The organism is Rhodococcus sp. G6(2025), assembly GCF_058628105.1.
This window is the reverse complement of sequence record NZ_CP179752.1, coordinates 152,314-177,317: the sequence shown is the minus strand read 5'-3', so window position 1 is coordinate 177,317 and position 25,004 is coordinate 152,314. Positions and strand designations below refer to the sequence as shown.

Genomic DNA, 25,004 nt, shown 5'->3' with positions numbered 1-25,004 from the left:
GGGCGGCGGGGTGCTTCACGGTCCGGAGTGGCCTCCCGATCCCCGTAGTCTTCGTCCGATCATGGCCACCGGTCCACGCCCGACCATGTCTGCGTGAACAGCATCGATGCGGTGTTCGGTGACGGCTCCGCCGAAGTGTCGCCGCCAGTCCGGGACTAGTTCCGGATGACGGTCGAGATCATGTGCAGCGGTGAAGAACACGGCGTCACCGTCGAAGTGTCGGGGCTGATGTGTCGATGCGATCTGTTCGAGACGGATGAGTAGCTCGCCGAGCGACTGGACCCGATCGGGCGACACCGCCTCTCCAAGCTCTGGGGGTAGGCCCAGCTGGGGCTGGTTGTCGCCGGGGTTCACGAGCGCGGCACGGTGTTCGGGCAGCAGGGTGTCGAGCATGGCGAGGGTGGCCACTTCCTGGCCTGCTTCGTGTAGTTGCACGGCCATCTCCTGTGCCACGGTGCCGCCGAGGGACCAGCCGAGCAGGTGGTACGGGCCGGTCGGCTGCACCGTGCGGATGGCGTCGATGTGGCGGCTGGCCAGCTCGGTAATGGACGAGGGCAGGTCCGTGTCACCGGTTGCCTGCACTCCGTACAGCACGCGTTCGGGGAGATGTTCCGCGAGTCCGTTGTAGCACCAGGCGATTCCCGCCGCGGGGTGGATGCAGAACAGTGGTGGACCGTCGCCGTCTCCGCCGAGGCGCACCACGGCGGCGAACGGATCTTCGGGCGAATCGCTGCCGAATTCGATGCGCTTGGCGAGTCGCGCGGCGGTGGGGTCGGTGAAGAGCCATTGCAGGGGCACGTCCCGGTCCAGCCTGGTGCGCAGTTCATCGGCGACGGCCACCGCGCCCATGGAGGTGCCGCCGAGGGCGAAGAAATCTTGATCCGCGCCGATGGAGTCCGTTCCGATGGCGTTGGCCATTAACTCGGCGACCACGGTCTCGAGATATCCGGTCGGCGGTGTCAGCGGCGTGTCCGGATCGAATTCCGGCTCGGGAAGCGCGGATCGGTCGACTTTGCCCGATGGTAGTACCGGCAGGCTATCTAGCATGACGATGGCGGACGGCACCAGATGGCGTGGCAGGACCGTCCGGGCGAAGTCGAGGACTGTGTGTGTGGTGAGCGTGGAGTCCGGTTCGGCCACGAGGTAGGAGACGAGGACGGGCTGTCCGCCGGGAGCCGTCACCGGTGTGGTGATCGCGAACCGGATGTCGGGATGGCGGGCCAGGGCGGCGTCTACCTCGGCGGGTTCGACGCGGATGCCGTGCAGCTGGACCTGCGCGTCATTGCGTCCCAGGTAGTCCAGGGCTCCGTGTGCGTTGCGGTGCACGAGGTCTCCGGTGCGGTACATCCGGTCGCCGGGTTTCCCGTACGGGTTCGGGACGAACTGCGTGGCGGTGAGACCACCTTGCCCGAGGTAGCCACGGGCGACGCTGGTTCCGGACAGGTAGAGCTCGCCTGTCACGCCGTCGGGAACCGGGTGCAGCCGCGGGTCGAGCACGAGGGCGGCGGCCGCGTCGATCACGTCTCCGATGTCGACGCCGTCATCGATGTCGGCTGGTGTGAGCGGTCCTGCGACCGATGCCAGGATTGTGAATTCCGTCGGGCCGTAGGCGTTGAAGAGCCGGTGATGTGATGCCCAGGTCGCCGCCAATGCGGACGGTAGGCGTTCGCCGACCGACACCACGGTACGTGGTCCTTCGTCGCCCAGGCTGTCGGCATCGAGGGTGGCCAGCACGGTGGGTGTCGCGATGAGGTGGGTGATGCGCTCCTGGCGCACCACGTCGGCCAGCTGATCGCCGGCGTAGCTGAAGTCCGGTGCGACCACGAGAGTGCCGCCGGACGACAGCGCGTAGAGCATCTCGAAGAGTGAGGCGTCGAAGGTGGGGGACGCCAGCTGGAGCACCCGCACGTCACCGTCGACGTCGAGCACGGGTGCTTGCGCGGCAACCACATTCACCAGGCCGCGATGCGGCACCACGACGCCCTTGGGTGTTCCGGTGGTACCGGATGTGTAAATCAGGTACGCGGCACTCTCCACCCGTGGGTAGTTGTTCACCGCGGGCGATAGATAGGTACTGACGGGTGGGAGCCACGCGACGCTGGACGGGAGCTCGGCGACGCGCTCGGGCACGGTCAGCCCGACCACGGCACCGGAGTCGGCGAGCATCCATTCCAGACGCTCGGTGGGATGCGACAGGTCCAATGACAGCCAGACCGCGCCCGCTTTCGCCACAGCCCACACCGCGGCCACCCAGTGCCGGCCACGACCGGTGGCGACCGCGACCACATCCTCGGATCCGACGCCACGGTCCGAGAGCGCCCCGGCCCACCGTTCCGCCACGTCGTCCAGTTCTTCGTAGGTCCACTGCACGCCGCCGTCTTCGACGGCAATGGCGTGCGGGGTGGCCCGGACCTGGGTCTCGAAGATCGCGGCGAGAGTCTTCGGTTGATAGTTCCGTGTAGGGCCACTGACGAGGGCCGCACGTTCGCTCGCCTCGAGGATGTCGATGTCGCCGACCACCCCGGACGGATCGGTCAGGGCTGCGTCGAGGATGCGCTCGAAGCGCTGTGCCAGCGCCCGGGCGGTGGAGTCGTCGAACAGGTCCGTGGCGTACAACAGCCGCAGCGTCAGCTCCCCCACCGATTCCGTGAAGTCCCACACCAGGTCGAATTCAGCCGTGGCACTGGTAGCTCCGACGGCATTGACCTCGGTTCCGGGCAGACCGCCCGGCTGCGGCGCTGCGTGCTGGTAGGTGAGCATTACCTGGAACAGCGGGTTGTACGAGGTGGAGCGGTGGGGTGCCACGTGGGCGACCACGTCGTCGAACGGCACGTCGGCGTGGGCGAACGCGTCGAGGTCCACCGCCCGCACCTGCTCGAGGAGCGCGGCAAAGGTTGCGGCGGAGTTCACGTCGGTGCGCAAGGCGACGGTGCCGACGAACATCCCCACCACCGCGTCGAGGGCGGGGTCGGGTCGTCCGGCAACGGCGGTGCCGATCACGACGTCCGGGTGCCCCCCTTCGCGCGACAGCAGAACGGCGAGCGAGGCGTGCAGCACCATGAACACCGTGACGCCCTGACTACGGGCGACGTCGGACAATCGTTGACGCACGTCGGGGTCCAGTGTCCACTCGACGGTGGTGCCTGCGTGGCTCGATTGGGCGGGTCGCGGACGGTCGGTGGGCAACGCGATCGGGGCGTCGACGCCGTCGAGTGTCCGGGTCCAGTAGTCGAGCTGAGCATGGGCGACGCTGTCGGGGTCGGCGGGGTCGCCGAGCACCGCGCGCAGCCACACGCTGTAGTCCGCGTAATCGATGGGAAGCGGCGCCCACTGTGGTTCGCGTCCTCCGCTGCGAGCGGTGTAGGCGGCCTCGAGGTCGGTGACCAACCGGCCCATGGATCCGCCGTCCAGCACGATGTGGTGGACGACGGCGGCGAGCACGTGGTTGCCGCCGCCTTCGGACCACAGTTCCACGCGTAGCGGGGTTTCCGACTCCAGCTGGAAGGGTCGCCGCACGAATTCCGCGACCTCGGCCGGCACATCGGCGGCTGTGACGGGATGCAGGTCGATGTCCGCCGGAACGATCACCTGGTGCGGGCCGCTGTCATCGATGGGAAAGACTGTGCGTAGCACGGCGTGCCGGTCGACCACGTCGGCGAGTGCGCATCGCAGTACGTCCAGGTCGGTGTCGCTGCCGAGCCGTTGCACGAACACGAGGTGGTGCATCGAGGCGCTGGGATCGATGCGGTGAAGCAGCCACAGCCGTTGCTGCGGCGGGGACAACGGAATCCGGGTGTCCGGGTTCCGTCGCACCAGTGGAATGCGTGTCGCGGCCGCGTGGCGCTGGTCGAGCCACACGGCCATGCCGGCGGCGGTGGGCTGATCGAACAGCGCCCTGACGGGAACGTCCACGCCGAACGCCGCCGACAGTCGCCCCGTCACCGCGGTGGCAGACAAGGAGTCGCCGCCGATGTCGAAGAAGTCGCTGTGGCCACCGACGCTCGCGCCTCCGAGCACTTCGGCGAATACCCCTGCTACCAGTTCCCCGGTCACGGTCCGCGGTGGGGTCGAGGAGTCGGTGTCGATGTCGCTCGCCTCGAGTGCCTGGGTGTCGAGCTTGCCGTTGGAGGTGAGCGGCAGGCTGTCGCGAACCCTGATGCGCTGCGGTACGAGGTGGGACGGAAGTTGCCGGGTCAACTCCGCGCGGAGCGATTCGGCCGCCACTCCCGCACCTGTGACGAAGGCGACCAGCCGACCGTGGCGCAGCAGCAGCACCACTGCCTGGGTGACACCGGGCAGCGCCAGCAGGGCGGCCTCCACCTCGGCGGGCTCGATGCGCATGCCGCGCACCTTCAACTGACGGTCTGCGCGGCCAATGTAGGACAGGGCACCGTCGGCGCGGCGGTGCACCACGTCGCCGGTGCGATAGCGCCGCATTCCGCCGTGTCCGGCAATGAAGTTCGCGGCCGTCAGCGCTGGGGCCGCCACGTACCCGAGGGCCAGTCCCAGTCCCTCCAGGTACAGTTCGCCGACACCCCCGAGTGGTACCGGACGCAGCCGGTCGTCCAGGACCGTCGCTGTCGTGCCGGGGACGGGTGTGCCGATGGTGACGTCGGCGTCCACCTCGGCCAGGGTGGCCACCACTGTGGACTCGGTGGGCCCGTAGGCGTTGAGCATCAGCCGCCCTTCGCTCCAGGCTGCGGCCTGCTCCGGGCTCAGAGCCTCGCCGCCCACGGCGACCACCTGCAGGGTCTCCAGTTTCCGCGGCTCGAGGGTGGCGAGGACGGAGGGTGTGGAGAGGTAGTGCGTCACGTTCTGCTCGGTGAGCAGGTGCTGCAGTTCGGCGCCGCCGTAGACGTCGGCAGGTGCCACCACGAGGCAGGCGCCCGACCGGAAGGCCAGCAGCATCTCGAGCAGCGCCGCGTCGAAGGTGGGGTTGTAGCCGTGCAGAACCCGCGCCTGCGGGTGTACTCGGTACCGGCGGACGGCTTCGTCGGCGAGGGCGCCCAGTCCGCGGTGTGTGACGGCCACGCCCTTCGGGGCGCCGGTCGATCCGGACGTGTAGATGATGTACGCGACCGCCGGTTGGGCCGACGTCTGCGCCTGCGCCACCATCGCGTCCCGGCGTTCGGCGGGGTGGGTGGGGTCGAGCGGCAGGAAGGTGGCCCCGGTCCGGGTGACGGCCCAGAGTTCGACCACGAAGTCGATCGAGCGCGGCAGGCAGATCTCCACGACCGTTCCGGGACCGGCGCCGGCGTCGCGAAGCTGACCAGCCCGCTGTTCCGATACCTCGGCCAGTTCCCGGTAGGACAGTGTCCGGATGCCGTCGGTGAGAGCCGGACGGTCGGGGTGCGCGGCGGCGGTCGACAGGAAGATGTCGGTGAGGGTGCGGATGTCGTCAGCGGGTCCGCCGGTGAGCGGAGGTGCCGGCGTCAGCGCGATCTCCCCCACCGTCACCTGCGGATCGCGTGCGACGGCCTCGAGCACCTGCCCCAGCAGGGCTGCCAGCGAGGCTGCGGTGGCGGAATCGAACAGGTCGGCGGAGTAGGCGACGGCGCCGTCCATCCCTGCGGGCTCCTCACCGTCCCATCGCTCGCGAACTGTGAGATGGAGATCGAATTTTGCTGTGTGGGTATCGACTTCCCGGACTTCGACGCGAAGGCCGGCCACGTCGACGGCAGGTAGGTCGAGGTTCTCCACTGCCAGCGCGACTTGTGGTGTGCGTCCCCCGAGCAGGTCGGCGATCGATTCGAAGGGCACGTCGGCGTGCTCGAACGCATCCACGTCGAAATCGCGCACCTGGGCCAGCAGTCCGGTGAACGGCATGTCCGGCTGGACCTGCGCCCGCAGCGCGAGGGTGTTGACGAACATTCCGACCAGCGGGTCGAGGATGCGGTCGCCGCGGCCGGCGACCGCGGTGGCCACGGTGACGTCGCGGTGCGCGCCGAGCCGCGACAGGAGCGCCGACAGGGCCGCGTGCAGCACCATGAACGGGGTGGCACGGTGGTCGCGGGCCAACCGGTGGACGGCTCGCTGGACGTCGGCGGGGACCTTGAAGGTCACCGCCCCCGCGGTGGCGCCCGTGGTATCGGTGGTCCGTGGCCGGTCCGGGACGAGTGCGGCACCCGACTCCGCACCGTCGAGTGCGCGTCGCCAGTGCTCGATTCTGCGTGTCGCGTACCCGCTGCGCAGCAATTCCTGCTCCCAGAGCGCGTAGTCGGCGAAGTGGATGGGCAGCGGCGCCCAGTCGGGTGTGTGTCCGGCGCGACGCGCTTGGTAGGCGGTGAGCACGTCGGCCACCAAGGGGGTGAGGGACCAGCCGTCGGCGGCGATGTGGTGGAGCACCACAGCCAGCACGTACGAGTCGGGGCCGATCTGCAGCAACCGGACACGCAGGGGCATTTCGCGGGTGAGGTCGAAACCTTCGGCCGCGAATGCGGCGACCACGGGGCCCAGAGTCTCCGGGTGTGTGGCCCGGGGTGTGAGGTCCAGTTCGGGGGCCGGGATGATCTGCTGGTGGGGCAACTCCCCAGCTGCGGCCGGGTACTGGGTTCGCAGCACTTCGTGCCGGGCAACGACGTCCGTGAGGGCCGCCGACAGTGCAGGCACGTCGAGCGGCCCGTCCAGGCGCAGTGTTGCGGGCTGGTTGTAGACCGCGGACGACGGGTCGCGGCGGTTGAGCACCCACATCCGGTACTGACTGCGCGACAGGGGAATTCGATCCGGACGCGGTCGTCGGATGAGCGTGGGGCGCAGATCCGGTTCGGGGACGACGTCGTCGAGGGCGGTGGCCAGTTCCGCGACCGTGGGATGGGCGAAGAGGCTGCGCAACGACACCGGGTGGCCCACGGCCTCGGCGAGCCGCGCGGTCAGCTGGGTTGCCAGCAGCGAGTTACCACCGGCATCGAAGAAATGTGCCCCACGGCCGGCCTCGGGCAGTTCGAGGACCTCGGCGAAGACGGCGGCCACCGCGCGTTCGGTATCGGTGACGGGCGGTTCGTACACGCCCACACCGAGTTCGGGTGTGGGCAGGGAACGCAGATCGAGCTTGCCGTTGACCGTCTGCGGCGGCGAATCGAGCACCACGACGGCCGTCGGCACGAGGTACGACGGCAGCAGTTCGGCCAGGCGACGCCGTAGTCCATCCGCGTCGAAGTGCGTGTGGTGCGGCAGCACATAGGAGACGAGCGAGTCGGAACCGGTCGGGGTGGGGCGCACGATGGTGGCCGCGAAGTCGACGTCGGCGACGCGGGCGATGGCGGCGTCGATCTCACCCGGTTCGACGCGGACGCCGCGGATCTTGACCTGGCTGTCGTTGCGGCCCAGGTACTCCAATTCGTAGTCGTTCCGCCAACGCACCAGGTCCCCGGTGCGGTAGTAGCGTGCGCCGTCGGAGCCGGCGACGAAGCGTTCCGCCGTGAGCCCGGGTTGTCCGGCGTAGCCGCGGGCCAGCGCGCCGCCTGACAGGTACAGCTCACCGGGCACGCCTACGGGTACCGGGCGCAGCCGGTCGTCGAGCACGAGGGCGGTGACGCCGCGGATCGGTGTACCGATGGTCACCGGCGTTCCGGGCGACAGGGGGCGGGTCGCGATGGTGTACATCGTCGTCTCGGCGGGGCCGTAGCCGTTGACCAGCCGGCGCCCCGGTGCCCAGCGGTCGACCAGCTCGGGTCCGAGTCGTTCTCCGCCCACCATCAGTACTTCCAGGTCGGGCAGTACGGTGTCTCCGAGTGTCGCGAGGACGGTGGGCGTGAGACAGGCGTGGGTGATCCGTTCGCGGCGAAGGAGCTCGCCCAGTGCCGGACCGGCGAATTCGGTGTCGGACGCGATCACCAGTGTGGCCCCGGATGCACCTGCGATCAGGACCTCGAGCAGGGTCATGTCGAACCCGGCCGCGGCGCGGTGCAGTACCCGTGAGCCCGGTGCGGCGCCGAATCTCGACGCCACGTCGGCGTCCAGCGCGGCGAGGCCGGAGTCTGTGACCACCACGGCCTTGGGGGTGCCCGTGGTCCCGGACGTGAACACCACGTACGCCGTGCCCGTCGCCCGCGGCAGGCTGTCGGCGACGCCCCGCATAGCCGCTACCCGAGCTTCGGGCAGCGCCGGGTCTATCAGGACGGGTGCTGCGCCTGCTTTCGCGATCGCCCACAACCTCACCACGGATTCGGTCGAACGAGGCGCCGACCAGACGACGGCCTCGCCCGGCCGCACACCTGATTCGACGAGTTCGCGGGCGATGGCGTCGGAACGGGCGTCGAGTTCCCGGTACGTCAGCTGGGTGTGGGAGTCGCGGACCGCCACGGCGTCCGGCGCTACGTGGGCGCCACGCGTGATCATGGCCCGCAACGTCACCGAGCCCGATGCGCGGGGCCCGGTTGCCGGGACCAGGGCGGACCGTTCGGCCGCGCTCAGCAGGTCCACATCGCCCACCGAGACGTCGGGGTTCGCGGTGACCGCCTCGAGGAACCGCACCAGCTGCGCAGCGAATTCGGCCACGGTGCCGTGGTCGTAAAGCTCTGGGTTGTAGCCGAAGTGGAGCGTCATCGGCTCGCCGGGCCCGGGCTCGGCGACGGTGAGCTGCAGATCGAAGTTGGCGAATTCGATGTCCGGGATCACCGGGGTCACCGTGAGCCCAGGCAGGGTGAGGGGGCCGGAGCGGTGTCGCTGCATAGACAGTGCCACTTGAAACAGCGGGTGGTGCGACGCCGATCGCGGCGGGTTGAGCAATTCCACCAGCGACTCGAACGGCATGTCGGCGTGGGTGTAGGCCGCGATGTCACGTTCGTGCACCTGGGCGAGCAGTTCGGTGAAGCTGGCGGTCGCGTCGACGGTGGCCCGCAATACCAGGGTGCCCGCGAACATGCCGACGACGTCGTCGAGTTGCGGGTCGGTGCGGCCGGCGACAGCGGTGCCGATGGGAACATCCTGGCTACCGCTGTACCGGGCGAGCAGCGCGGCGAGTGCGGCGTGCAACACCATGAACGTCGTGGCCCGGCCGGTGCGGGCCAGTGCGGCCAGGGACTTGTGCAACGCTGCGTCCACCACCACCGAATGCGCGGCTCCCTCCCCCGACGGGATGGCGGGGCGGGGGCGGTCGGGCGGGAGTGTCACCAGTTCGGGTAGCCCGGCAAGGGCACCCAGCCAGTAATTCGACAGTGCGCTGTCGGTGTTCGCGCTGTCCTCGGCCAGCATGCGACGCTGCCAGATGCTGTAGTCGCTGTATTGCACCGGCAGCACAGGCCATTCGGGGCCGGCGCCGGCGAGCCGGGCCTGATACGCCACCAGGGTGTCCCGGATCAGCGGGGTCAGCGACCATGCATCGGCGGCGATGTGGTGGACCACCAGGGCGAGCACGTGGGTGGTTGCGGCGGTCCGGTAGAGGCGCACCCGCAGCGGCGGCTCTGCGGCCACGTCAAAACCGTCACCGGTGAGGGCCCGGACGTGGGCGGCGACGGCGTCGGCGGGAATGGCGATCGCAGTGAGGTCCAGTGGGATCTCGGCGGCCTCGAGCACCAGCTGCTGCACACCGTCGGAGGTCCGCGGGTACACGGTGCGCAGGGTGCGGTGGCGGTGCACGACGTCGCGCGCGGCCGCGGCCAGTGCCTCCACGTCGAGGTCGCCGTCGAGTCGGACGATGAGCGGGATGTTGTACCCGGCCGCTCCCGTGTCGAACTGGTTGAGGATCCACATGCGTTCCTGCGCCGGCGAGAGCGGAAGCTGTTCACCCGCGGCGACCGGCACCAGTGGCGGTCGGCGGCGGCCGTCCCCGGCCCGCTCCTGCACCCGCGCCGCCAGTTCCGCGACGGTGGCTGCCTCGAAGAGGTCGCGGACCGTCACGTCCGTGTCGAAGACGGCGCTGAGCCGGGCGGCCACCCGGGTGGCGATCAACGAGTTGCCGCCCAGGTCGAAGAAGCTCTGCCGGGCGCCTACCTCGATGCCACCGAGAAGCTCGGTGAACACACCGGCCACCACCTCCTCGATGGGCCCGTGGGGTGCGTGGGAGTCGGCAGCGTGGAGGGTCGGTTCCGGCAGAGCCTGACGGTCCAATTTCCCGTGGGGAGTCAGCGGGAAGGTCGGGACGGGCACCACTGCACCCGGTACGAGATATTCGGGCAACACCGATCGCAGGTAATCGAGGAGGGTGCGCGAGTCAGAGGTGCTCACCACGTAGGCCACCAGTTGGTCGCCGACGGCGCTGCCCCGCACCATCACTGCGGCGTGCTCGACGTCGGGACGCCGCAGAAGTGCCGCCTCGATCTCGCCGGGCTCGATGCGGTAGCCGCGCACCGCCACCTGGGTGTCGGCGCGGCCGATGTGTTCGAGTCCACCGCCAGTGTGGACGCGGACGAGATCGCCCGTCCGGTACATGCGGGTGCCGGGGGTGAAGGGGTCGGCGACGAACCGTTCGGCGGTGAGGGTGGGCCGACCGAGGTAACCCCGCGCCACCTGTGCGCCGGAGACGTACAGTTCGCCGACCGTCCCCGGCGGCACGGGATGCAGCGACGCGTCCAGGACGTACGCCCGCAGTCCCGGCAGCGCTATGCCCACGGACCGGCGGCCGTCTCCCGGCGTCAGGTCGTGGCGGGTGACGTGCACCGTGGTTTCGGTGATGCCGAACATGTTGACCGCACGCACGTTCGGGTGATGCTCGAGCCACGGCACGACCACGCCAGGCTCGAGGGCCTCACCGCCGAAGATCAGCAGCCGCAGCGAGGAGGTGTGAATGTGCTCGACGAGTTGACCGAAGGCGGACGGCGTCTGGTTGAGGACGGTGACACCTTCGCGTACCAGCATTTCGGCGAATTCACGGGGTGAGCGGGCCAGGTAGCGGTCGACCAGCACGAGCCGTCCGCCGGTGGTGAGGGCGCCCCACATCTCCCAGACCGAGAAGTCGAAGGCGTGTGAGTGGAACATCGTCCACACGTCGCCCGGGCCGAAGCCGAATTCCTCGCGGGTGTTGGCGAGCAGCGCCAGTACGTTGGCGTGGGTGACCTGCACGCCCTTCGGCTGCCCGGTGGAGCCCGACGTGTAGATCACGTACGCCGCTCCCCCGGGTGCGCAGCGAGGCGCGTCAAAGGGCACGGTGTGACTCGCCTGCGGCATTTCGGAGATCACCACCGCCGGAGCGGCGTCGTCGAGTAGGTATCGGATGCGGTCGGCGGGGTAGTCGACGTCGATGGGCAGGTATGCGGCACCGGCGCGGGTCACGGCGAGTATCGCCACGAGCAGATCGACCGAGCGGGGCAGGACGATGGCCACCAGGTCTTCGGCTCCCACGCCGGACGCCCGCAGGTTCTCGGCCATCTCCGCGGAGCGGTGATCCAGTTCGCCGTAGGTCACCGTGGTGTCACCGAACGTGATCGCCACCGCGTCGGGATTCTCGGCGGCGCGCCGCTCGAACAGTTCCGCCAACGACGACTCTTCCGATGGTGCACCGTCGACACCCGAGACACTCGCGGCGCGTTCGGACTCGCTCAGTACGTCGATCGATCCGACACACACCTGCACGTCGGTGGTCACGGCACGCAACACCCTCAGTAGGCGTTCCGCCCACCGCTCGACCGTCTCGGAATCGAACAGCTCTGCCGGGTAGACGAAGACGCCGTCGAGACCGACGGGTTCACCATTCTCGCCGCGCTGTTCGCGGACGGACACCTCGATGTCGAAGCGACTGGTGCCGGTGCCGAGTTCACGGCCGTGAACATCCAGCCCCGGCAGCGCGACGTCCGGGACGGACGCGAAGTTGTCGAATGCCAGCATCACCTGGAACAGCGGGTGATGCGTGGTGGAGCGGGTAGGCGCGACCGCATCCACCACCAGTTCGAACGGCACCTCGGAATGGGCGAACGCGGCCAGGTCCGTTTCCCGAATGGTGGCAAGGAGGGCGTCGAACCCGCCGCGTGGGTCGATGCGGCTGCGCAGGGCGACGGTGCCGACGAACATGCCGACCACGTCGTCGAGCGCCGGGTGGGTGCGCCCCGACGTCGGTGTTCCGACGGCGAGGTCGTGGGCACCGGTCAGCTTGGACAGCAGGACGGCGAGTGCGGCGTGCAGCACCATGAACGGCGTCGCGTTCTGCTCCCGGGCCACTGTTTCCAACCGGTGGTGCAACTCGGCGGGCACCGAGAACGGGACGTGTCGGGCGGTCAGCCGGTCGGTGCCGGGCCGTGGCCGGTCGGTGGGCAGCGGCAGCAGGGAGGGCAGGCCGTCGAGGGCGGAGGTCCAGTAGTCGAGTTCGCGTCGCATCCGGCTGTCGGGGTCGGCGATGTCTCCGAGGACGCGGCGCTGCCACCGGGCGTAGTCGGTGTAGGCGATGGAAAGCGGTGCCCAGTCGGGGGCACGGCCGGACGTCCTCGCGTGATAGGCGCTGGCCACGTCCCGGATCAGCGGACCGAACGACAATCCGTCGACGGCGATGTGGTGCAGCACCACGACGAGGGTGTGGCGATGCGGCGCAACCTCGAACAGGGCGGCGCGCAGCGGCGGCTCGGTGGTGAGGTCGAACCCGCGGACGGCGAAGGTGGCCTCGTCCTCGGTGGGCGTGAGGTCGACGGCGGCGGGGACGACCTTCTGGACGGGTCCTGTTTCGGTGTCGGGGAAGACGGTGCGCAGCACGGAGTGCCGGTCCACCACGTCGTGCAGGGCGGCGGACAGTGCGGCGACGTCGAGGTCACCGTCGAGGTCGACGGCGAACGGGACGTTGTAGGCGGGCGACTGGGGGTCGACCCGGTTGAGCAACCACAGCCGTTGCTGCGCATAGGCGAGCGGCGCCGGCTGGTCCGTGTTCTCGGCAACGAGCGGTGGACGCTGGTCACCGCCCTCCTCGATCAGGGCGGCCAGCGCGGCGACGGTGGGCCGGTCGAACAGGTCGCGCACCCCGATGCGCAGTCCGGACACCGCTGCCAGTCGCGACGCCACCTGGGTGGCCGAGAGCGAATTTCCGCCCAGAGCAAAGAAATCCGCGTCGGCGCCGATGTCGGGGATCCCGAGGACGGCTGCCACCGCGTCCGCCACCGTCTGCTCGACGGGGGTCTGCGGGCGTCGGATGGATGCCGGCAGTTCGGGTGCGGGCAGAGCGTCACGGTTCACCTTGCCGTTCACCGTGAGCGGCACGGCGTCCAGCACGGTCACGGTGGCGGGCACCATATAGTGCGGCAGTCGCTCGGCCAGGTACGCGCGCAACGCTGCGGGGTCGAGCTCGCCATGGCCGTGGACATAGGCGGCGAGGATGTTGTCGTGCAGCACGGTGACGGCGGTGTCGACGCCCGGCGCCGACCACAGTGCCGCGTCGATCTCGCCGAGTTCCACGCGGAATCCGCGGATCTTGAGTTGACTGTCAGTGCGGCCGACGAACTCGAGGGTGTGGTCGGCCGTCCAGCGCACCAGGTCGCCGGACCGATACATGCGACCGGATCCGTAGGGGTTCGCGACGAATCGTTCCGCCGTGAGGGCGGGTGCACCGAGGTAGCCGCGGGCCAGCGCCGGACCCGACAGGTACAACTCACCGAGCACACCCACCGGCACCGGCCGAAGACGGGCGTCGAGCACCACAGCGGACGCACCACGGATCGGACGGCCGATGGTGATCAGGTCGCCGGGCTGCAACTCGCGGCTTCCCGTGGCCCACACGGTGTGCTCGGTGGGTCCGTACAGATCCACGACGGTCCGGTGTCCGGCGGCCCAGCGCTCGAGCACCTCCGGTGGGCACGCCTCCCCCACCACCGCCAGGAACTCGAGTGAGTCCAGCCCTTCCGGATCCATCAGCGCGGGCACCGAGGGGGTGGTGGTCCAGTGGGTGACGCGGTCGCGGACGAGCAGCTCCTTCAACTCGTCGCCGCCCCCCACGCCGGGTGGGGCGATCACCAGGGTGGCGCCGCCGATAGCGGCTACGAGAATTTCGTGGAAGGCGCCGTCGAAGCTGGGGGCCGCGAAGTGCAGGACACGGGCGTCCGGTCCCACTCGGTAGCGGGCACGGACCTCGGCGGCGTGGTTCGCGAAGCCACGGTGAGTCACCACGACCCCCTTGGGCGCACCGGTCGACCCGGAGGTGAAGACCACATACGCGGGATGATCCGCCGAGAGCGGCCGGACGCGCTCGGCGTCGCCGATCGGTTCCGAATCCCCCTGCTGGTCGCGCGCGTCGATCCACACGATGCCGTCGGGAACGAGCTGCGCGTCGTGCGCGATCGCGACGCGCACTCCAGCGGCGGTGAGGATGCGGGCGGTACGTTCGGCCGGATGGTCCAGGTCGATCGGCAGCGACGCGGCACCGGCCCGGGCAACGGCCCACACCGCTGTCACCGAGTCGATCGAGCGGGGCAGCAGCAGCGCTACCGCGTCCTCGGGTCCGATGCCCAGTCCGATCAGCTTGCGCGCCAGCCGGTTCGCTCGCTCGTCCAGCTCACGGTAGGTCAGTTCGTCGGCGCCGCACCGCACCGCAATCTGTGTGGAGTTGCCACGGAGCAGCTCGGGAAGCGTGATCGGCGAGAGTGCCACCTCCCCGTGGGCGGGGACCAGGTCGGCGGCCTCGGACGGCTCGAGCAGGTCGAGATCGCCGACCGCCACCGACGGGTCCATCACGGCCGACTGCAGCACCCGCTGCAGCAGTCTCGACCACCGGACGATGGTGGCACGGTCGAACAGTTCTGTCGGATAGGCGATCACGCCGTCGAGTCCGGCGGCCGCGCCGTCCTCGGCGCGGCGTTCCCGAATCTCGATCTCCAGGTCGTAGCGGCTGACGCTGCTCGGGGTGTCGCGACTGCGTACGGTGACGTCGTCGAATCGAATCTCGGGTTCGGTGAAGTTCTGGTAGGCGAGCATCACCTGGAACAGCGGGTGATGCGTGGCGGAGCGGGTCGGCGCGACGGCGTCGACAACCCGGTCGAACGGTTGCTCGCTGTGCGCGAATGCCGCCAGATCCGCGACGCGGGTGGAGGAGACGAGATCGGCGAACGGGATTCTCGGATCCACCCGGGTGCGCAGAACGACGGTGCCGACGAACATGCCCACCAGATCGTCCAGGACGGGATCGCTGCGACCGGACACCGGCGTGCCGACGGCGATGTCGTCGGCTCCGGTGAGGACGGCCAGGGTGGCCGCCAGGGCACTGTGCACCACCATGAACGGGGTGGCGCTGCATCGTCTGGCCAGTTCCTCCACGGCACGGTGGGTACTCGCGTCCACCGTGAACGGGACGCGATCCGGGGTGGTTGCCGTCGCCGGACGCGGCCGATCGGTGGGTAGCTGCAGCCGTTCCGACAGTCCGTCGAGGGTGGCCTTCCAGAACGCGAGGTCGCCGTTGGCGTCTTCCTCCACTATCCGGCGGTGCCAGCGGGCGTAGTCGCCGTACCGGACCGGTAGGCCGTCCCAATCGGGAGCGTGGCCGTCCCGGCGCGCGCGGTAGGCGGCCATCAGGTCGCGGGCGAGTGGGGCGGCCGAGAGTCCGTCGAAGACGATGTGATGGGCGGCGACGGCCACGGTGTAACCGGGGGTTCCGCGGTCGAAGAGCCGGACGCGAACCGGCGTATCCCGGGTGAGATCGAACCCGGCGGTTGTCAGTGCGGTGATCGCCTCGCCGAGTCGGTGTTCGTCGACCGCGACCGGGGTGAGATCGAGTGCCGCCTCGGATACCCGTTGCACCGCTCCGGTCTCGCTGTCCCGGAACACTGTGCGCAGCGGCTCATGGCGGTCCACCACGTCCCGCACGGCGGCGGCCAGTGCGTCGACGTCGACGGCGCCGCTCAGGTCCATCGCGAACGGGACGACGTAGTCGGCGGCGCCGGGGTTCATCCGGTCCAGCAGCCACAGGCGGTCCTGCGCCGGCGCGAGAGGCGCTTCGCGCCCGTGCGTGGTCGACGACGAGTGGAGAGACTCCTCGCGCACGGACGGGCTGCGGAGCAGCCTGGATGTCAGCGCCGCCACGGTGGGAGCTTCGAAGACGTCGCGCACACTCACTTGCCGGTCGAGGGCATGCCCGACCCTCGACGCGAGGGTGGTGGCGGTCAGGGAACTGGCGCCGACCGCGAAGAAGTCCGTCTCGGCATCGATCGACTGCAGGCCGAGCACGTCGGCGATCACCCGGGCCACGACCTCTTCGGTGGCGCCGCGCGGCTTCCGTGACCGCACCACGGACGCCCCGGGTTCGGGTAGAGCGGCCCGATCCACCTTGCCGTTGGTGGTCAGCGGCATCGAGTCGAGCACCGTAACCGAACCGGGCACCATATAGTGAGGCAGATTGTCGGCCGTGAACGCCTGCACTGCAGCCGGTTCCACAGATCCGGTGACGTACGACGCCAGCGTGGTGCCGTGCACCAGCGTCACGGCGCTCTCGACGCCGGGTGCCGCTCGCAGTGCAGCGTCCACCTCGCCCAGTTCCACCCGGAATCCGCGGATCTTCACCTGGTTGTCGGCGCGCCCGACGATCACGAGTTCGTGCGTGGGCGTCCACCGGGCCAGGTCGCCGGAACGGTACATCCGCGTGCCGTTGCCGGACGGGTAGGCAATGAACCGCTCGGCCGTCAGGCCCGGTCTGCCGTGGTATCCCCGGCCGAGGCTCTCCCCCGCCAGGTACACCTCGCCGGTGACACCGACCGGAACCGGACGCAGCCGCGAATCGAGCACCAGCACTTCGGTTCCCTCGATGGGGCCGCCGATGGTCAGCGGACCGCCCGGCGTGAGGGGGTCGCTCATGAAGTTGACGATGGTGGTTTCGGTCGGCCCGTACCCGTTGACGACGATGCGTCCGGGCGCCCATCGCTGAGCGAGTTCCCACGGCAGTTCTTCGCCGGCCAGGTCGATCACCCGCAGGTCCGGTACCGACGACGGCTCCAGTGACGCCAGCACACTCGGTGTCACCATCACGTGGGTGACCTGTTCGCGGCGCAGCACGTCGGCGAGTTCGTCGCCGGCGAGGACCCCTGGCGGCACGATCACCAGGGTCGCACCTGCGGTGAAGGCGAGCAGCATCTCGTTGATGGAGAGGTCGAATGACGGCGACGCGATGTGCGCGACCCGTGCGTCCGAATCGAGCAGTCCGAGTTTGGCGTTGGCGTCGGCGAGCGGCGCCAGCCCGCGGTGGGTCACGACGACACCCTTGGGCGTGCCGGTGGAACCGGACGTGTAGAGCACGTATGCCGGATGGTCGACCCGCAGCGGACGAACGCGGTCACCGTCGGTGACCGCGGCCGCATCGCCCGGGCCGTCGGCGACGTCGATCCACTCGACGCCCTCGGGCACGTGCGACGCGTCGGCCGCCAGTGCCACCGTGGCACCGGAGTCGTGGAGCAAGAAAGCAATCCGCTCCGCCGGATATCCCGGATCCACCGGGAGGAACGCGGCGCCGCTGCGCGTGACGGCCCACACGGCGACGATCGACTCGACGGACCGCGGCAGCATCAAGGCCAACAGATCCTCGGGTCCGATCCCGCGCGCGATCAGCCGCCGGGCCAACCTGTTCGCCCGGGCATCCAGCTCGCGGTAGGTGACCTCGACGCCGGCGCACCGCACCGCTACCGCGTCGTGGCTGCCGTCGAAGAGTTCGGGCAAAGTCGCGGCCGGAATGGCGACCGGACCGACGCGCGGTACCAGTGCGGCAAGTTCGTCCGGCTCGAGCAGGTCCAGATTCCCGACCGTCACCGACGGATCCGATGTTGCGGCGAGGAGTATTCGCTGCAGCAACGTCATCCACCGGTCGATGGTCTCGGTGTCGAAGAGTTCACGCGGGAAGTTCACGTCCGCGTGCAGTCCTTCGGGGGTGCCGTCGTCCGAGCGTCGCTCGCGTACGGTCAGGTCCAGGTCGAACGGTCGAGCGTGGGTCTGGACGTCCCGGACCCGTGCTGTCAGACCGTGCAGTGTCACCTCGGCTGCGCCGAAGTTCTCGTACGCGAACATCACCTGGAACAGCGGGTGCTCGAGCTGGCCGGATTCCGTACCGTGCTGTCGCACGACCTGTTCGAAGGGCACGTCGGTATTCGCGAAGGCCCCGAGGTCCGCTGTCCGCACTGCCTCGAGGAGGTCCGCGAAGCGCGCGGCGGGGTCGATCCGGGTGCGTAGCGCCAGGGTGCCGACGAACATGCCGACCAGATCGTCGAGTGCCGGATCCCCGCGACCACCCGTGGACGTGCCGACGGCAATGTCGTCAGTGCCGGTCAGGGCACGCAGCAGCACCGCGAGGGCTGCGTGCAGCACCATGAAGGGGGTCACGTCGTGCTCGCGCGCCAACCGGACCAGAGCACGGTGCTGTTCGGCACCAACGGCGAAGGTTGTGTGTCCCAGCGTGAGCGCGCCGGCGGGCCGCGGTCGGTCCAGCGGCAACGGCAACACCGCCGGAAGTCCGTCCAATGCCTCTGCCCAATAGGCCAGTTGGCGGGCGGCGAGGGTAGCGGGATCGTCCGCGTCTCCGAGTACCTCTCGCTGCCACAGCACGTAGCTCGAGTACTCCACCGGCAGTGGCGCCCAGTCGGGAACGCGGCCGGCGGTGCGCGCAGCGTAGGCGACGGTGAGGTCGCGCAGCAGCGGCCGCAGGGACAGTCCGTCGACGGCGATGTGGTGCAGCAGGATGGCAACGGTGTGCCGGTCGGAGGCACGCTGCGACAGGGTCACCCGAATTGGAATGTCACGGGTGAGGTCGATACCGCCGACGGCGGCGTCCGCCAGAACGCAGTCCGCCTCCTCGAGCACCACTTGCTCGTCCAGCGAGGGGAACACCGTGCGCAGAATCCGATGCCGGTGTTGCACATCCCGGACAGCGGCCCGCAGAGCCTCCACATCGAGGGTGCCGTCGAGGTCCACCTCGAATCCCATGGCGTAGGGATCGGTGGCGGGGTCGCGCTGGTTGACCAGCCACAGTCCCTGCTGCTGCACCGACAGCGGCACCGGTCCCGACGTCTCGCGTGACACGAGCGCGGGACGGTCGGCGGCCCCCGTCACGTGGGCAGCCAGTTCGGCCACGGTGGGGTGCTCGAAGATGTCGCGCACCGAGACCCGGCGTCCCAGCACCGACCCCACACGGGCGGCGAGGCGTGTTGCTCCCAGTGAGTTTCCGCCGAGATCGAAGAAACTGTCGTCGAGACCGATGCCTTCGGTCCCGATTTCGGTAGCGAACGCGACGGCCACCAGTTCCTGCGTCGCGGTGCGCGCTTCCCGGCTCGATGCTGCCCGGATCACGGGATCGGGCAGTGCCGCCCGGTCAACTTTCCCGCCACGCGTCAACGGCAGGTGCTCGAGTACGGTCACCGATGCCGGAATCAGGTGCCGGGGCACGTGCTGCGACGCGAAGGCCAGTACGGCGTCGGTATCCACGTCGGCTCCGTGAACATAGGAGTGCAGGGCGCCGTCGCGCGCGATCGTCACCGTCGTGTCGACGCCGGGAGCCGCCCCCAGGACCGCATCGATCTCGCCGAGTTCCACTCGGAAACCACGAATCTTCAACTGATCGTCTGCGCGTCCGGCGAAGTCGAGGTGGCGCGAGGCGGTCCAGCGGACAAGGTCCCCGGTGCGGTACATGCGACCGTCGCCGTGCGGGTTGGCGACGAAGCGTTCCGCCGTCCACCCGGGTCTGCCGACGTATCCACGGGCGAGGCCCGGTCCGGAGAGGTACAGCTCTCCCACCGCGCCGACGGGTACCGGGCACAGCGCCGCGTCGAGCACCAGCACCGACATGCCGTCGATGGGACTGCCGATGGTCACCGAGTCATCCGCGGCCAGTGGTCCCGTGCCGGTGGCCCAGATGGTGACCTCGGTGGGCCCGTACAGGTTGAGCAGGGCGCGACCGGGCGCCCACCGCGACACCAGTTCCGGTGGGCACACGTCCCCGGCCACCGCGACGACGCGCAGACGGTCGAGACCGTCGGGCTTGGTGAGAGCGAGGACGGCCGGGGTGGTGGTCCAGTGGGTGATGCGCTCACGCTGCAGGAGTTCCGTCAGTTCGTCACCGCCGTAGACGTCGGTGGGCGCGAGGACCAGCGTCGCACCGCACGCCGACAGCAGTTCGTGGACGGACGCGTCGACGCTCGGCGACGCGAACGCCAGTATCCGCGACCCGCTGTCCACGGCGTAGGACTTCCGCAGGGCCGCAGCGTGACTCGACAGCCCCCGATGGGTGACGACGACACCCTTGGGAGTTCCGGTCGATCCGGAGGTGTAGATGACGTACGCGGGATCGTCCACCCGCAGCGGACGCACCCGATCGGCGTCGGTGACCGGGGACGGATTGTCGCCGAGGTGCTGCATGTCGCTGTCGGTGAGTACAGCGCGCGCCCCGGAGTCGGCGAGGATGTGCGCCACACGCGATTCGGGGTAGGTGGGATCGATGGGCACAAACGCCGCACCGGTCCGGGTGACCGCCCACAACGCGGTCACCCATTCGACGGAGCGCGGCAGTTGCACGGCCACCACGTCGCCGGGGCCGAGGCCGCGCTCGATCAGTTGGTGTGCCAGCCGGTTGGCCCGATCGTCGAGTTCCGCGGGGGTGAGCCCGCCGGAACCGCTGACCACCGCGATGCCGGCGCCCAGCAGCGCGGGCAGGGTGACGGCCGATGCGGCGGCGGGTCCGTGTTGCGGGACCAGCGCGGCCCGGTCGTCGGGGTCGAGCAGCTCCACCGTGCGCACCGGGGTTTCGGGGTGCGCCACCATGGTCCGCAGCACCCGTTCGAGCAGTCGAGTCCAGCGGAACACGGTGGTGTCGTCGAACAGTGCGCGGGAATAGGTGACGGTCCCGAGCAGCCCGGCCGCATTGCCGTCCGGAGACTGCTGCTCGGCCAATGCCAGTTCCAGATCGAAGCGTGCGACCGGCGCGGGGACGGCGTACGGGCGCACGGTGAGACCGGGGAGGTTCAGTTCGGGTTCGGTGGCGGCGTTCTCGAATGCCAGCGCGACCTGGAACAGCGGATGATGCGGCGCCGATACCCCACCCGTCACGGCGTCGGCCACCTGGTCGAACGGTGTCTCGGAATGCGCGAAGGCGTCCAGGTCGGTGCGGCGAACGTCCGACAGCACGTCGGCAAAGGTCTGGTGCGCGGATACCCGGGTGCGGAGCACGACGTTGCTCACGAACATGCCGACCAGCGCGTCGAGCGAGGGATGGGTGCGCCCCGATACCGCTGTCCCGATGGCGATGTCGTCGGTGCCCGCCAGCGCGCTCAATGTGACGGCCAGTGCGGCGTGCACCACCATGAAGGGCGTCGAATCATGCGTCCGCGCGAGTTCTTCCACCGACCGGTGTAGATCGGCGTCGAACGCCAGCGGTATTGATCCCGCCGGGTGCAACCCTGACGCGAGGCGGGGCCGGTCGGTGGGCAGTGGCAGCAACTCGGGCGCACCGTCGAGTTGGGTGGTCCAGTAGTCGATGTCGCCGGGGGCGGCGGCGTCCACGATGCCACGATGCCATCGGGCGTAATCGGTGTACTGCACATCGAGCTCGGGCCAGCTCGGCGCGATGCCGGCACGACGTGCCTCGTAGGCGGTGATCACGTCACGGGTGAGCGGCGCGAACGACAGGCCGTCCATCGCGATGTGATGCGCGATCACGACGAGGGCGTGGCGGGTGGGGGCGAGCCGGTAGAGGCGGATGCGCACCGGCGTCTCGGTGGTGACGTCGAAGCCGCGGCCTGCGAGTTCGGCCACGGCGGCGTCGAGTGCCTCGAGCTCGAGCGGAATGGGTGTCAGATCCACGACGCTCGGGGTGACCACCTGCACGGGACCGTTGTCGGTGTCGGGGTAGACGGTGCGCAGCACCGCGTGCCGGTCGAGGACGTCGTGCACCGCCGCAGCCACACTCGACGCATCCAGCGCACCGTCGAGTTCGATGACGAACGGCACGTTGTAGGCGGGCGATTCGGGCGCAGCCTGCGCCAGGAGCCACAGTCGCTGTTGCGCCGGTGCTAGTGACGCCGCGCCCCCGTCCTCGCCGGAGGGGCGCAGCGGCGGTGTGGCCACGCGCGAACGCGAAGCGCCCATTCTGGCGGCCAGCAGCGCGACGGTGGGTGCCTCGAAGATGTCGCGCACCCCGACCGCGTGTCCCCGGGCGGAGAGCCGGGCAGCGACCTGCGTTGCGGAGAGCGAATTTCCGCCCAGCGCGAAGAAGTCGGCGTCGGCTCCGACGGAGTGCAGTCCGAGAACGTCGGCGATCACCGCAGCCAGGAGTTCTTCGACCTCGCCGTGCGGCGCGCGGGACGGTGACACGACCGGTTCGGGGAGGTCCGCGCGGTCGACCTTGCCACTGGGGGTGAGCGGCATCTGCTCGAGCACGGTCACCGAGGCCGGCACCATGTAGTGCGGAAGCCGGGCGGCGGCGAAGTCGAGCACTGTCGCTGGGTCGGTCGCGCCGCTGACGTACGACACCACTGTGCCCGAGGACATTCCGGCACCGTGTATGACGGTGACGGCGTGGTCGACGCCGGGCGCGGCGGTGAGCACGGCGTCGATCTCGCCGAGTTCCACCCGGAACCCGCGGATCTTCACCTGGGTATCGGTGCGGCCGACGAACTCGAGCTGGTGGTCGGGAGTCCACCGCACCCGGTCACCGGTGCGGTACATCCGCGACCCGGCGCCGTGCGGGTAGGCGACGAATCGCTCGGCTGTCAGCCGGGTGCGCCGGTGATATCCCCGGGCCAGGCTCTCCCCCGCCAGATACAGCTCCCCGACCACGCCGACGGGGACCGGACGGAGTCGGCCATCGAGCACGAGTGCGTCGGTGCCCGGCACGGGACGGCCGATCGTGACCGGCTCTCCCGGTACCAGAGGTGGGCTGAACAGGGTGGTGACGGTGGCCTCGGTGGGCCCGTAGCCGTTGACCATCAGGCGGCCGGGCGCCCACTCCTCGACCAGTGCGCCGGCCAGAGCCTCGCCGCCGACGTCGAGGACGCGGAGGTCGGGTAGATCCGTCGGCACCAGGGTGGCCACGACCGCAGGGGTGAGTACGGCGTGCGTCACACGCTCCGTGCGCAGCAGCTCCGTCAGCAGCTCGCCGCCGAAGACATCGGGCGGCACGATCACCAGCGTGGCTCCGGCGGTGAACGCAAGCAGCAGTTCGTCGAGGGAGATGTCGAACGACGGGGACGCGAAGTGCGCGACACGGGCGGAGTCGTCGACGTCGTAGAGACCGTCACGCGCGGAGGCGAGGCCGGCCAGACCCCGGTGCGTCACCGACACCCCCTTAGGCGTGCCGGTCGAGCCGGACGTGTAGAGCACGTACGCGGGGTGGTCGAGGCGCAGCGGGCGAACCCGATCCGCGTCGGCAACCGGTGACGAGTCGCCGGGCTGGTCTGCCACCTCCACCCAGTCGATTCCGGCGGGCACCACCGAGGCGTTTGCGGCCAATGTCACCGTGGCCCCGGAGTCGGCGAGCATGAACGCGATCCGCTCAGCCGGGTAGCTGGGGTCGACGGGCAGGTATGCCGCCCCCGCACGGGCGACGGCCCACAGAGCCACCACCGATTCGGGTGAGCGCGGCAGCATCACGGCCACCACGTCCTCGGGACCAATACCGCGCTCGATCAACCGACGGGCAAGACTGTTCGACCATGCGTCCAACTCTCCGTAGGAGAGGTCGACGCCCGCGTGCCGCACCGCGATTGCGTCGGGGTCGCGCAGTCCGGCGTCGAACAGTTCGGGCAGCGTCGCCGGCGGAACGGTGGGCGACCCGGAGCAGGGCACCAGTACCGCTTGCTCGGTCTCGTCGAGAATTGGCAGTGCCCCGACCGGGGTGTCGTCCTCCGCGCCAACCAACGTCTCGAGGAAGTTCAGGAACCGGCGGTACTGAGTTCGGAGCTCGGCTTCTTCGTAAAGCGTGGGATTGGCCTCGAAGTCGATGCGCGTACCCCGCCCAGTTACCGATGGGTAAAGATTGAGTGCGAGGTCGTCCACCGGACCGCTGGTAAGTGGATGGAAGACGCCGACGACGTCTCCGAGCACGATCTCCTGGTGGTAGATCATCAAGTTCACGGTGGGACCGAAGCCGCCGCGCCGCGCACCGCCGTCGGGGAGATCGCGTCGCATGTCTTCGTAGCGGTACCGCTGGTGCCGCAGCGCCCCGGTGAGCTCGAGCTGCACCCGTCGGACGAGCTCCGCACCGCTCACTTCCGCGTCCACCTGCACGCGCAGCGGGACGATGTTCGACACCATGCCGGCCGAGCGTCGTGTGGCCGCGGTGGTGCGGGCGGAGACGGGCAGGCTCAGCACGATGTCGGTGGTGCCGGTCATTCGTGCGAGGTAGGCGGCGAACGCGGCGACGACGACGGGGACGTCGGACGAATTCCAGCGTCGGGCAACGTCGCCGATACTCTGGGAAATGCCGTCGGCGATGGTGCCGCCGACGAGAAGCGAGGGTGCGACGGGTGAGGCTTCGCGGTCTGTGAGACGGGCGGGGTCGGGCAGGCCGGCGATGCGCTCGGCCCAATAGTTTCCGTCCGTCTCGAACCTGCTCGTGGATCGGTAGGCGTCTTCGGCGTCGTACAGCTCGCGCAGGCTCAGCGCCTTGGACGCCGGGAGCTCGGTGCCGTTCACGAGGTGGCTGTAGATCTCGGCCACACGGTTGGTGAGCACCATGCCGCCGTGACCGTCGATCACGATGTGGTGGACGCGAGAGAACCAGAAGTAATGGTCCTCGCCGACATGCAGCAATGTGGCGACGATCAGCCGGTCTTTCAGCACATTCAGCGGGCGGCTGTACTCCGCGGTCATCCAACGGTGTGCCTCGGCGATGGCATTTTCGACGCCGCGTAGGTCGCAGTAGGAGATCGCATCGTCGATCTCGACATCCACCATCTGCAGAACCTCGTCGCCCTTGTCTACGAGGCTGACACAGGCCGACTGAAGCTCGCGGGATGCGCGGTCGGTGGCATCCACCAGGAACCCCACATCGACATTTCCCCGAATTTCCACATACTGGGCGACGTTGAGGGGCACGCTCGGATCGAGTTGCTGGGCGAACCAGATTCCATGTTGTGCTTTGGACAGAGGGAACTCACTCACAGTGGTTGTCCCCCGTCCATGTTTCCCGATCCGAA

The 25,004-nt window shown here is 69.4% G+C and carries 1 protein-coding gene; it reads right to left on the bottom strand.

Annotation, left to right across the window (positions count from 1 at the left end):
- Positions 1–15 precede the first annotated feature (15 nt).
- Positions 16–24,969 (bottom strand): non-ribosomal peptide synthetase, encoded by a 24,954-nt coding sequence (locus tag ACLIVD_RS41815; RefSeq protein WP_491933643.1) that lies wholly within the window; start codon positions 24,967–24,969, stop codon positions 16–18.
- Positions 24,970–25,004: the final 35 nt, after the last annotated feature.